12 protein-coding genes, 4 tRNA genes and 1 other RNA gene are annotated in these 12344 nt (G+C 43.0%); 14 read left to right on the top strand and 3 right to left on the bottom strand.

Going from position 1 to position 12344, the window contains the following annotated elements; all coding sequences use genetic code 11:
* The first annotated feature begins 15 nt into the window (after window positions 1-15).
* Genes Q1A18_RS01120 through Q1A18_RS01110 form a run of 3 tightly spaced genes read left to right on the top strand, consistent with a single transcriptional unit; the run spans window position 16 to window position 3237 of the window.
* Entirely contained in the window at window positions 16-927 is a 912-nt protein-coding gene (locus tag Q1A18_RS01120; RefSeq protein ID WP_299576457.1) for an alpha/beta hydrolase, read from the top strand.
* Window positions 927-1457 (top strand): NUDIX domain-containing protein, encoded by a 531-nt coding sequence (locus tag Q1A18_RS01115; protein ID WP_299576455.1) that lies wholly within the window; start codon window positions 927-929, stop codon window positions 1455-1457. Before Q1A18_RS01120 ends, Q1A18_RS01115 begins: the two co-directional genes overlap by 1 nt.
* A complete protein-coding gene (locus tag Q1A18_RS01110) occupies window positions 1444-3237 on the top strand; it encodes an aminopeptidase P family protein (protein ID WP_299576453.1) in 1794 nt (597 codons plus the stop codon). The genes Q1A18_RS01115 and Q1A18_RS01110 overlap by 14 nt, the downstream gene beginning before the upstream one ends.
* 61 nt (window positions 3238-3298) lie before the next feature.
* Here Q1A18_RS01110 and rho read toward each other — a convergent pair whose 3' ends face one another.
* Complete coding sequence (gene rho / locus Q1A18_RS01105) at window positions 3299-5020, bottom strand: transcription termination factor Rho (protein ID WP_299576451.1); 1722 nt, start codon at window positions 5018-5020, stop codon at window positions 3299-3301.
* A gap of 367 nt (window positions 5021-5387) precedes the next feature.
* Between rho and Q1A18_RS01100 the strand changes: the two genes are divergently transcribed.
* A complete protein-coding gene (locus tag Q1A18_RS01100; protein ID WP_299576449.1) occupies window positions 5388-6254 on the top strand; it encodes a sigma-70 family RNA polymerase sigma factor in 867 nt (288 codons plus the stop codon).
* Window positions 6255-6327: 73 nt separating this feature from the next.
* Window positions 6328-6981 carry a ribulose-phosphate 3-epimerase gene (gene rpe / locus Q1A18_RS01095; protein ID WP_299576447.1) on the top strand — a complete coding sequence of 218 codons (654 nt, stop codon included), beginning with the start codon at window positions 6328-6330 and terminating at the stop codon, window positions 6979-6981.
* Here the strand turns inward: rpe and Q1A18_RS01090 are convergent.
* Both Q1A18_RS01090 and feoB read right to left on the bottom strand, forming a co-directional pair.
* Window positions 6978-7217 (bottom strand): hypothetical protein, encoded by a 240-nt coding sequence (locus Q1A18_RS01090; protein WP_299576444.1) that lies wholly within the window; start codon window positions 7215-7217, stop codon window positions 6978-6980. The two genes, rpe and Q1A18_RS01090, sit on opposite strands and share 4 nt — an antisense overlap.
* Window positions 7218-7231: 14 nt before the next feature.
* Window positions 7232-9688 carry a ferrous iron transport protein B gene (gene feoB / locus Q1A18_RS01085; protein WP_299576442.1) on the bottom strand — a complete coding sequence of 819 codons (2457 nt, stop codon included), beginning with the start codon at window positions 9686-9688 and terminating at the stop codon, window positions 7232-7234.
* Between the two features lie 144 nt (window positions 9689-9832).
* On the opposite strand from feoB, the gene Q1A18_RS01080 reads away from it, so the two are divergent.
* The 9 genes from Q1A18_RS01080 to trxA all read left to right on the top strand — a co-directional run bounded on the left by Q1A18_RS01080 (window position 9833) and on the right by trxA (window position 12289).
* A complete protein-coding gene (locus Q1A18_RS01080) occupies window positions 9833-10570 on the top strand; it encodes a hypothetical protein (RefSeq protein WP_299576440.1) in 738 nt (245 codons plus the stop codon).
* On the top strand, window positions 10557-10853 hold the full coding sequence (locus tag Q1A18_RS01075; RefSeq protein ID WP_299576438.1) for a thiamine-binding protein: 297 nt from the start codon (window positions 10557-10559) through the stop codon (window positions 10851-10853). The genes Q1A18_RS01080 and Q1A18_RS01075 overlap by 14 nt, the downstream gene beginning before the upstream one ends.
* Window positions 10854-10919: 66 nt before the next feature.
* Window positions 10920-10993 (top strand) — tRNA-Arg (locus Q1A18_RS01070).
* 121 nt (window positions 10994-11114) lie between these two features.
* Window positions 11115-11214: signal recognition particle sRNA small type (ffs, locus tag Q1A18_RS01065), an RNA gene on the top strand.
* 1 nt (window position 11215) lies between these two features.
* Window positions 11216-11289 (top strand) — tRNA-Thr (locus Q1A18_RS01060).
* A 150-nt stretch (window positions 11290-11439) separates the two neighbouring features.
* A tRNA-Tyr gene (locus tag Q1A18_RS01055) sits at window positions 11440-11522 on the top strand.
* A 45-nt stretch (window positions 11523-11567) separates the two neighbouring features.
* Window positions 11568-11640, top strand: a tRNA-Gly gene (locus Q1A18_RS01050).
* A 123-nt stretch (window positions 11641-11763) separates the two neighbouring features.
* On the top strand, window positions 11764-11997 hold the full coding sequence (locus Q1A18_RS19080; protein ID WP_363322861.1) for a DUF6132 family protein: 234 nt from the start codon (window positions 11764-11766) through the stop codon (window positions 11995-11997).
* A complete protein-coding gene (gene trxA, locus Q1A18_RS01045; protein WP_299576436.1) occupies window positions 11981-12289 on the top strand; it encodes a thioredoxin in 309 nt (102 codons plus the stop codon). The genes Q1A18_RS19080 and trxA overlap by 17 nt, the downstream gene beginning before the upstream one ends.
* Window positions 12290-12344 lie beyond the last annotated feature (55 nt).

Genomic DNA, 12344 nt, shown 5'->3' with positions numbered 1-12344 from the left:
CAAATAAACATACCTATGAACCGAATAGCACTTCTTTTATATCTAACTATTCTTTCCACATCAATTATGGCACAAGACTTTCAGCTTGACTTATGGCCAAACGGAGCTCCCAACAAAAACAATCCTCCGGGAGAAGAAGACTATTACCAGGAAAGAGGTACTTACCGTTACAAGAACATTTCAAAAGCTGAGCTTTTTATATACCAACCCAGTCAGGAAACAAACACCGGCGCGGCTGTAATCATTTGTCCCGGTGGTGGCTACTGGATTGAAGCCATCGACCACGAGGGATTTCGCATCGCTGAGTACCTGAAAAGTCAAGGTATTACCGGAATTGTTTTAAAATACCGCCTGCCCTATGGCAATTCTGAAATTCCCCTGACTGATGCCCTGCAGGCTATCCGGCTCACCCGCTCAAAAGCCCAGGAATGGGGAATTGACCCGCAAAAGATTGGCATTGCCGGCTCTTCTGCCGGAGGACACCTGGCCTCGACGGCTGGAACTCATTTTGACTGGGCAGCTCCCAATACCGCAATTCCTTTTCAGGAAATAAGTGCCCGTCCCGACTTCATGCTTCTACTATATCCCGTCATTAGCTTCAAAGAAGGTATCGGACACATGGGCTCAAGAAAAAATTTGATTGGTGAAACCAATGATTGGTCAATCGCCAAGCAATTTTCCAATGAACTATGGGTAACGGAAAACACTCCACCCACATTTTTTGTTCTAGCCGATGATGATAAGGCCGTCATTCCGGAAAATTCAATTGCTTTTTACAGGGCATTAAAAGATTACGCCATCCCTGCCGAACTTCATATTTTCGCCAAGGGAGGACATGGCTTTGGAATGACCGACCGGGATATTCCGGCAGCAAAGTGGCCAGCACTTTTCATCGACTGGCTAAAATCAATGGCAATAATTAAATAATGACACAAGCACAACATCCAAACAAAATTTTTAAGTTCTGCCCCAGCTGTGGCTCAACCCAATTGAGGCAGTCGGGCGATCGTTCCAAGAAATGTCTGCAGTGCGGCTTTCACTATTTCTTTAATATTTCGGCGGCTGTTGCCGCCATTATTTTTGATCCCGAAGGAAAAATCATGCTGGCCCGAAGAGCCGTAGAACCCCATAAAGGGCAACTGGATTTCCCGGGAGGATTTGTTGATCCGATGGAAACAGCCGAAGAAGCATTGACCCGCGAAATTCAGGAAGAACTGGGGGCAAGCGTGAAAAAAATGACCTATTTCGCGTCGTTTCCCAACACCTACCCCTTTGCCGGCATGGAAGTAATGACGCTGGATCTGGCTTTTCTGGTTGAACTGGAAACACTCACCGGATTAAAACCGATGGACGACATTGCATCCATCGAGTTCTACCATCCCTCGGAAGTCAACCTGGACGAGCTGCCCGCACAATCAATGAAAAACATCTTAAAAAAATTAAATGAACACACCTGAAATTATACCCCAAAGAATAGCGCAACTGCGGTTGCAAATGAAAAAAGCAGGCGTACAGGCCTGTTATTTCTCCGGAACAGACCCGCACCAAAGTGAATACATGCCCACCCACTGGCAAGCCAGAAGCTACATCAGCGGCTTTACCGGCTCGGCAGGTTTGGTGGTTGTAACCCACGAAAAAGCAGCTTTATGGACCGACTCGCGTTACTTTCTTCAGGCCGGCCAGCAATTGCAAAACACCGGAATTGAACTTATGAAACAGCGGGTTACCGGTACGCCTGAACCTGCCGAGTGGCTAAATAATTCCTTAAAGGAAGGTGATACCGTTGGAACCGATTTTGCATGCTTGTCTGTTCTACAATACAACCAGCTGAGCAAAGCCTTGGCTGCGGGAGGTCTGACATTGAAAGATACCAGCGATTTGCTGTCTGCAGACTGGGAAGAACGTCCTCCCCTGCCCAATAACCCGATTTTTGAACACGACTTGCAATATGCCGGTACCAAACGGACCGATAAGATCAGTGCCATCCTGAATTTTGTGAAAACTAACGGCGCCAATGCCACCTTAATCACAGCGCTGGATGACCTCGCCTGGACCTTCAACCTGAGAGGAACAGATGTTGATTTCAACCCCGTATTTGTTGGCTTCGCATTTTTATCCGAAAAAGAAAAAGTGCTGTTTGTCGATTCAAAAAAAATGGATTCAGAATTAGCAGCGAAGCTGCAGGAGGATCAAATTCAGCTTAAAGCATATACTGAATTCTACAGTTTTCTGTCCCAGCTATCACCAGAAACCATCATCATGATTGATTCGGCGCGAACCAACCAGGCTTCCATAGCTGCTATTCCGCCAACAATTCAGCTTGTTGAACAAACCTCAGCACCTACTCTGCTGAAAGCCCAAAAGTCAACCTTTGAAATTATTCATCTTCGCGAAACGATGAAAAAGGATGGAGCAGCCATGGTTAAGCTCCTGCATTGGCTTAACCAAAACGTTGGCCAAACAAATCTGACAGAGTATGATGTTGTTGAAAAACTGGAATACTTCCGGGCTCAGCAAGACGGTTTTCAGGGAAACAGCTTCTACCCCATCGTTGGGTTAAATGCCAATGGAGCCATCGTGCATCGCTCGGTAAGCAAAGAAACAGCTGCTGAAATTAACCAGGACGGCATGCTGCTTTTTGATTCCGGCGGCCAATATTTAGGCGGAACAACAGATATCACACGCACCATCGCTCTTTCAAGCCCAAGCGCTCAACAAAAACGGGATTTCACCTTGGTGCTGAAAGGCATGATAGGATTAAGCATGGCTCAGTTCCCTGCCGGAGCGTTGGGAAGCAACCTAGATGCCTACGCGCGGATGCATTTATGGAAAAACGGCTTAAACTACGGGCATGGCACCGGTCATGGAATCGGCTACTTCCTGAATGTGCATGAAGGCCCCATGAGCATCCGACAGGAGTACAATGAGCAAACCATTAAGCCCGGCATGGTATTATCCAACGAACCCGGCCTTTACCGCGAAGGCGAATATGGCATTCGAATTGAAAATGTGATTGTATGCACAGAAAAAGAAGAAACACCATTCGGCCGCTTTCTGGCTTTCGAAACACTCACCCTTTGCCCCATTGATCTGAAATTAATTGACACCCAGCTGATGACCAAAGAAGAAATTGACTGGCTGAATCAGTACCATCAAAAGGTGTATAAAAAGCTAGCTCCTCTATTGGAAGCGGATGAGCTTGAATTCCTGAAGCAACAAACGCAGGAAATTCACTAAAAAAAAGAAGCCGTTTGCAATTAATGCAAACGGCTTTATTATTTCATTCCTTTTCGGATTATCATTCACTATTCATCGAGATCAGGAACTCTTCAATCGAATTGCTGCGCATCAAGCGGGTCTTAATAAAGTCCATCGCCTCAAGCGAATTCATATCGGCCAGGTAGTTCCGCAGAATCCAAACTTTGTCCATCATTCCTTTAGACAGTAATAAGTCTTCACGACGCGTACTTGAAGAAACAATATCCACTGCAGGGAAAATACGCTTGTTCGACAAACGACGATCCAACTGCAGTTCCATGTTACCTGTTCCTTTAAATTCTTCGAAGATCACATCATCCATTTTCGAACCGGTTTCTGTCAGTGCCGTTGAAAGAATGGTTAATGAACCACCTTCTTCAATGTTACGTGCAGCACCAAAGAAACGCTTGGGTTTGTGCAGCGCATTGGCATCAACACCACCCGACAGTACTTTGCCAGAAGCGGGAGCTACTGTGTTATAAGCACGCGCCAAACGTGTAATTGAATCCAACAGAATAACCACATCGTGTCCACATTCCACCATGCGTTTTGCTTTTTCCAAAACCATGCCGGCAACACGTACGTGGCGATCAGCAGGTTCATCAAAGGTTGACGAAATCACTTCAGCATTTACGCTGCGAGCCATGTCGGTCACCTCTTCCGGACGCTCATCAATCAACAAAACAATCATGTAAACTTCCGGGTGGTTGGCTGCAATCGCATTGGCGATTTCCTTCAGCAACATGGTTTTACCCGTTTTAGGCTGGGCTACAATCAAACCACGCTGGCCTTTACCAATCGGTGCAAACAAATCCACTACGCGAGTCGAAATATTGTCATGTCCGTTTCCGGTCAAGTTGAATTTTTCGTTCGGGAAAAGCGGTGTCAAGTGATCAAAAGGCACACGATCACGAATATAATCAGGTGTTCTTCCATTAATTTCCATCACTTTAATCAACGGGAAGTATTTTTCGCCTTCTTTAGGCGGACGAATCGTTCCGGTAATTGTATCTCCGGTTTTCAATCCAAACAACTTGATTTGAGATTGCGACACATAAATATCATCCGGAGAGTTCAGGTAGTTATAGTCCGAAGAACGCATAAAACCATATCCGTCAGGCATAATTTCCAAAACCCCCGAGTTGGTTATGATTCCCTCAAATTCATACGATTTATCAGGACCACCATTGCCATGTTTTCCTTTGTTTTCCCATTTTGGGTGCTTGGGCTTGCGCTCGGGCTGGTCTTTTTTCTGATCTTTTGGGGTGTGTTTTTGAGCGGATTGCTCTTGTGGGCCTTTTTCTGCCTTCTTAACAGTAACGGTGGGTTTTGAAGCTTGTTGCTGTTGTTCTTTCGGCTCTTCTTCTTTTTTATTCTGAAGCTCAACCTCTTTCTTTTCCTCAGGCTTTTCAGTAGGTTCAGCTGATTTTCTGTTCTTATCAAAAAACGAACCGGCTTTAATTACAGTGGTGCGTTTACGTTTTTTGGGTTTGGCTCCATCCTGTTTTTCTTCCTCATCGCCGGATGGTTTGTTTTTCGTTTCATCCTTGGGTTCTTTCCCTTGGGTTGGTTTATTTTTGGGACCTCTTTCTTTCTTCGGGAAATCTGATTTCTTCTCAGAAGCGATGATCGCCTGAGTGTCTAAGATCTTGTAAATCAGGTCTTGTTTTTTGAAAGATTCCACTTTCTTAATGTTAAGCTCCTTAGCGATATCCCTAAGTTCGGGAACCAACTTTTTGCTTAATTCAATAATGTCGTACATATTTTTTGAAAATTAATTACATCTATAAAATGCTCGGAGGAGAAAAGTAAAATGTATTTTTGGAAAATATCTGGATATAGTAAACTCTAGAAATATTCTGCAATAATAAGTAATAAGTAGTTATTCCCCAAAAAAGATTCTATTTTCTCTGCTTTTTTTCTCCAAGGTCGGGGAATTTTTTAAACAAAAAAACGTCTTTTTGGTTCATTCATGAAGGGAAACCCCCAGTTTCCAGCAAAATTTGTGCTACTCATGAAAAAAATGTATAGAATTATAAATTTTCCGCATTATATAACTATTTTCACTTCGACAAAAGCAAAGATTGATTTATTTTCATTTTATAAACTGAACACTGATACCGAACTGGATGAGACAGTTAAAGATTACCAAACAAGTAACCAACAGGGAGACCTTATCGCTTGATAAGTATTTGCATGAGATTGGTAAGGTGGACTTGTTAACCGCAGAAAAAGAGGTTGAACTGGCTAAACGTATTAAAAAAGGCGACCGCGCTGCGCTGGAAGAACTCATCAAAGCAAACCTCCGCTTTGTAGTCTCTGTATCAAAACAATACCAAAACCAGGGCTTAAGCCTTCCGGATTTGATTAATGAAGGCAACCTGGGGCTGATTAAAGCAGCCGAACGTTTTGATGAAACCCGTGGATTTAAATTCATTTCCTATGCCGTATGGTGGATTCGTCAATCCATCCTGCAAGCACTGGCCGAACAAGCCCGCATTGTTCGCTTACCACTCAACAAAATTGGGTCAATTAATAAGATTAACCGGACCTTTTCCAAGCTTGAGCAGGAGTACCAACGTGAACCAACGGCCGAAGAAGTAGCCAAAATTCTGGAAACAACGGCTGAAGTTGTTGAAGATTCCATGAAGGTATCCAGTCACCATGTTTCGATGGATGCCCCCATGCGCGATGAAGACGACAACAACTTGTACGATGTGATGCTGAATGACGAGTCACCCAGCCCGGACAACGGACTGATGAACAACTCGCTAAAAAAAGAGATTGAACGCACACTGATGACTCTAGGCGAACGGGAAGCCGAAATTCTGAAGTACTATTTTGGGCTGAGCGGATACCGCCAACATACGCTGGAAGAAATTGGAGACATCTTTAATTTAACCCGAGAGCGGGTTAGACAAATCAAAGAAAAATCCATAAAACGACTAAAAAACAACTACCGCAACCGACTGTTAAAAACCTACTTAGGACAATAAATACGGTACTCCCGCACTTTCGGATTTCAAATAAGCCGGAGATAACTTACCTTTGTGGCAAAATTATCAATTCATGACCACAAGATTCGTAGCGCCTTCGATTTTATCTGCCGATTTCGGCAACCTGCAAGCCGATATTGAAATGCTCAACCAAAGTGAAGCCGATTACATTCACTGCGATGTAATGGATGGAGTTTTTGTTCCCAACATTTCTTTTGGAATTCCTGTCATTGAAAAAGTGGCCGAAATTGCAACCAAGCCGTTGGATGTTCACCTGATGATTTCAAACCCCGACGATTTCATTGTCCCTTTTCGTCAGGCCGGAGCTTCCATTTTAACCGTACACTACGAAACCTGCCCCCATTTGCACCGAACCGTACATTCAATTAAAAATGAAGGGATGAAAGCCAGTGTTTGTCTGAATCCCCATTCGCCGGTTCATTTACTCGACGACATTATTGGTGATCTGGATATGGTACTGATCATGTCAGTCAATCCGGGCTTTGGCGGACAAAGCTTTATCAAGAATACGTACAAAAAGATTAAACAACTGAAAGAGCTGGTGGCTTCAAAAAATCCCAAATGCTTAATTGAAGTAGACGGGGGTGTCAATTTTGAAACTGGTGCAAACCTTTATGATGTAGGTGCTGACGTGTTGGTTTCGGGAAGCTTCATCTTCAAGGCAGACGATCCGATTGCCACCATTCAAAAATTTAAAAATCTTTAAGCCTGCTTTTCTGAAAAGCCTGTTCCTGGCGGACAGGCTTGATTTTCCTTCATATCCTTAATCGCACAGCCTGTTGCGCAGATCCCGCATTTATCAGGCTCAGAAGTTCCTCGTTTCGCCTGACTCACGGAACGTACCACCCGATACACCTTGCGGACAATAACCGCAATGGCAATCAATAAAATAAGGTATGTCAAGATTTCCTGAACCATAAACTTCTCTATCCAATAAGGCACGCTGCCCTTCTATACTAAAAGAACAACCGAGCCAGGTGCAATGTTATAAAAGCTAAAACCCAAGCCAGCGCGGTGGTATAAACCATCGTAAAAATTGCCCAATACAATTTTCCCGATTCATTTTTAATGGTGGCAATAACTCCAATACATGGGAAATAGGTTAAAATAAAGATCAAAAACGCCAAGGCAACAGGCACTGAAATGATTAATTCACCTTGCTTGGGACCCGACAAATAACGTTCCTGCCTCAGTTTGCGGGTTAAACTTACATCACCACCATCATCAACCTGGTAAAGTACCCCCATGGTGCTTACTACAATCTCCTTGGCTGGCAGCCCCGCCAACAAAGCTACACTCATTTTCCAGTCGAAACCGAGCGGACGCATAGCAGGCTCAATAAACTGACCAATTCGCCCCAGATAAGAATTTTGCAGGCGAGCAGCCTCTTGTTGCAACTCCATCCGATGGAGGTTCGCCGACGGACGGTCCAGCGTTGATTCCTGCTGAAGCTCAACAGTCTGAACAACTTGCTTCTCCGCTTCCACATCGTACCGTGGGAAATACCCCAAGGCCCAAATAATGATGACTCCGAGCAGGATAACTCCTCCAATTTTCTTTAGGTACTGCCAGGTTTTATCCCACATGTGCATCAACACATTTCGCAAAGTCGGAATCCGATATGGTGGAAGCTCCAACACAAAAGGAGTTTCCTTGCTTTTAAAAATCGTTCGATTGAAAAGCTGCGCCATCAGAAAAGCGACAAAAATCCCAGTAAAATAGATTCCAACTAAAACAAGCCCCGGATTACTGGGAAAGAAAGCCGAAATAAATAAGACATACACAGGCAATCGTGCACTACACGACATAAAGGGAATGATGAGCATGGTCAGCAGGCGATCGCTTGGACTACGTAGCGTTCGGGTAGCCATAATGGCCGGCACGTTGCATCCAAAGCCCATCACCATTGGAATAAAGGAACGGCCATGCAGCCCAAAATAGTGCATAATTTTATCCATAATAAACGCCGCACGGGCCATATAGCCCGAATCTTCCATGATGGATATGAAAAAGAACAGGATCAAAATATTGGGTAAGAAAACCAATACACTTCCGGTTCCATCGATAATTCCATTGGTCAGTAGGTCACGCAACATACCTGACGGCATCCATGATGAAACTAAATTACTCAGTCCCCCCACCAGTTCTTCAATCCATCCCATCGGGTAACTCCCCAAGCTAAACGTAGTGTAGAAGGCGATAAAAATCAACACAATAAAAATGGGCATCCCCAACAGCGGATGTGTCAAAAAATGATCAATTTTATCGGACCGTGATTTTCCTGAGTTTCTTTTTTGTTTGAAGTTTTCTTTTAGCGCACCAGCAATAAACCCATACTTTGCATCGGTAATCACCGTCTCGCTATCTTCATTGTAAAGCGATTCAATGCGATGAGATTCCTCCTTGGTAATGGCTTTTATTTCATCAAAATTGGAGTAGCGCGATAAATTGAACAAGGTTTCGTTATCCTTTTCCAATAATTTCAAGGCCATAAACCGAGAGGAAATTTTGTCGGTAATTGGCTTGTTTTCTTTTATTTTAGTTCGGATGCGCTGAATTGCCTTTTCAATCTCCTGTCCATAGTTAATATGAATATGCCGAACAATCGGATCGCGATCTTCATAAACCTCAATGGCTTTTTGGAGCAAATCATCAATGCCTTTCCCCTTCGAGCTGACGGTCGGAATAATGGGAATCCCCATCATCTTGCCCATCTTTTCGTAATTGAGGCTTCCTTGATTTTTTAACAACTCATCGTACATATTCAAGGCACAAATTACCTTGATATCCATATCTATCAGCTGCGTGGTCAAAAACAGGTTGCGCTCCAGATTGGAAGAGTCGACAACATTAATTACAATGTCAGGAGTTTCTTTCCAAATGTATTTACGAACATAAATCTCTTCCGGAGAATAAGCTGTCAGCGAATAAGTTCCGGGCAGGTCAACAAGATTAAATTGAAACCCAAATTTTGAAAATGAGGCTTTTTTAGCACTGATGGTCACCCCACTGTAATTCCCCACATGTTCTTTGGAACCTGAAAGAAAATTAAACAGCGTTGTTTTCCCACAATTCGGATTACCCACCAAGGCAATATTGATGATTCGCCCTTTTTCCGAGGCCGATTCTTTAAGCGTTTCCTGATCAATAACCCCGTCAAAGCCAGAAGAAAGCTCTTCCGTGACCTCATCAAGCAACATAACCTCAATCAAACTGGCTTCAGATCGACGTAAAGTAATATTGTAATCCAGAATTTTGAATTCAATAGGCCCTTTGAACGGAGCATTTTTTATGACTTTAACTTCTTTCCCCCGTACAAAGCCCATTTCCATAATCCGTTTCCGGAAGGAGCCATGGCCCAAAACCTTGGTTATTATTACCGTTTCATTATTTTTTACCTCAGAAAGCCTCACCCACTGTTTCCTCTATGCTAATTTGAATTAAATTAAAATAACGGTGCAAAGATATTCAAGTTTTATAAAAAGAATTGAAAAATAAAGGAAAAGCCGTGCCGGATTTTGGGATTACGTTAACTTTGTAAATAGAAGGAAATAGCCATGAAAGACGAGAACAACTTGAAACACATACAAGATGCCATCAATAAGCTGCCGGAAGATTTCAATATCCTGGAAGAGCAAATTGATATTGAACTGCAGATGGCTTATTTTGATATGGCTCGAAAACAACGAAATGAAAAACCGGATGAGTCGCTACTCCCCCAAGCCAGCAAAGACCTGTACGACCCGGCAATAAGCCTGGAAGACAAAAAGAAACTACTTGTTCAACTGGCAGGTCTCGACAATGTGGAAGCCTTTCGAACCATTGAAGCGTTCCAGAAACAAGCATCCGATGAAATCAAAAGCTGGTCGGTGCTTGCCCTGCAGGAAAGCCGAATGGTCATTCAAAGCTCGTTGCTGGGCGAACAACAAGTGTTCATCTCAACCGGATTGGGTGGCAAAGGACAAAACATCCGCTATTTTGCGGCCTTACTGCACGAAACGCCGGTCGCGGCCTTCAACGAAACACAGCAAAAACTGGTGGAGAGTGAATTTCAATTTTTTCTGAAGGAAAGTGAAGGAGAGCTGGAAGAAATCAATTTTCAAGGCCCTATAGCCACTGCCATTTTTCTGTTTCCGCTCAAACAGAACTTACACACCACTTTCAAATCGTTCATTGACGAATGCAACCAATATGGCAATTTCTTGAGCGAAAATGTAATTATCACCAACGTGAAGAAACTATCGATTGAAGAAATTCAAGAATTTATAAATAAGAATAATAATGACAGAGAATAAAATTAACCTGGCCCTGCAAGTGCTTCCACAAGCTGAAGGAAAAAATAGCTACGATTTGGTGGATGTTGCCATAAAGCTCATCGAACAATCCGGCTTAACCTACCAAGTATGCCCTTTTGAGACCGTTATTGAAGGAAAATTTGACGAATTAATGGACTTGGTCAAACAAATCCACCAGGAATTGAAAAATAATGGCACCGAAAAGTTAATGACCTACATCAAGATACAAACTGTTTTTCAGGAAGATGTAACTATTGACGATAAAATGAGAAAATATAAATGAGAAAAAAGGTCAAAATAATTTGACCGTTTCTTCAAAAATGTGCTATATTTGCATCGCATTTGCAAAGGACCTGTAGCTTAATTGGATAGAGCACCTGACTACGGATCAGGAGGTTAGGGGTTCGAGTCCCTTCAGGTTCACTCGAAAAAAGAGTCAAAATCACACCCGATTTTGACTCTTTTTTTTATGCCATTTTAGCAAGAATTAACGAGAACGCAAATTTCGTTTGCGAAGAATACAATTTTTTCTACTTTTGTCGCCGGGTAAGTCCTGTGCGACCAGCTCCCGCTGAATCCCCCCAGGGTCGGAAGGCAGCAAGGGTAGGTGGTTGTAGCGGTGCGACACAGGTAGCTTACCCACCTGCCGAATTAGCTCAGTTGGCCAGAGCACGTGATTTGTAATCTCGGGGTCCTCAGTTCGAATCTGAGATTCGGCTCATAAAAAGCGTAAAATCAAACAAGCAATTGTCTATTTTTACGACCAAAGTTCAAAAAGTATTGACGAATTGATGAAGTTGAATAACGATTTGCATTTTTTATAGCGAAAATTCAAATCCTCCAAAATTCTATCCTTCTGATATTCAAATGGGGAGATACCAAAGCGGCCAACTGGGGCAGACTGTAAATCTGCTGTCTTATGACTTCGTAGGTTCGAATCCTGCTCTCCCCACAACATCAGAAATTTCAAAGTCCAAAGTTTGGAATTTCACTATTTGCGGGAGTAGCTCAGCTGATAGAGCATTAGCCTTCCAAGCTAAGGGTCGCGAGTTTGAATCTCGTCTCCCGCTCAACTTAAAAGGTTGTCAATTCATTTTTGACAACCTTTTCTTTTTTTATCAAATCTATCACTCATCATTATTATCGATTAAGATTTAAAAACCAATCAAGCTCAACGATGTTTAAACTTAAAAATCAATGATTGGTCCGTTAAAAAATACCGAATACAATTAATCTTCTTATTTGCCGGAGCTTTCGGTGGATTGATTTACTGGAAGCTTATCGGATGCACATCCGGCAGTTGCCCCATAAAATCCGTGTGGTACTATTCCACCTTATGGGGAGCTGTTGCAGGGTACCTTGTTGGTGACCTGGCTTATATGATCATAACCCAAATGAAGAAGAAAAAAAATGAGTCGAAGATTTAAGAGTATTATCAAGTCAGAACGTCCGGTATTAGTTGATTTTTATGCTGATTGGTGCCAGCCTTGCAAAGCCATCCCACCTATTCTGAAGGAAGTTAAAAGCACCTTCAAGGAAAGCATCCGAATCGTCAAAGTCAATGTTGACAACAACCCGTTTATTGCTTCCCATTACCAAGTGAAAAGTATCCCGACACTCATCCTGTTCAAAGAAGGAAACGTTCAGTGGATCGCGGAAGGCGTTGTTGACCCGAACGAATTAAGCTCGGTCATTACACGCTACATCAATAAGAATTAACTTCCGCTCAAAGCTTGTCCTCAGCAATCATCCTCATTTTAAAAGAATGTGATGA

It is taken from the genome of uncultured Sunxiuqinia sp. (assembly GCF_947495665.1).
GTDB lineage: Bacteria > Bacteroidota > Bacteroidia > Bacteroidales > Prolixibacteraceae > Sunxiuqinia > Sunxiuqinia rutila.
This window is presented reverse-complemented; position numbering and strand designations above follow the sequence as displayed.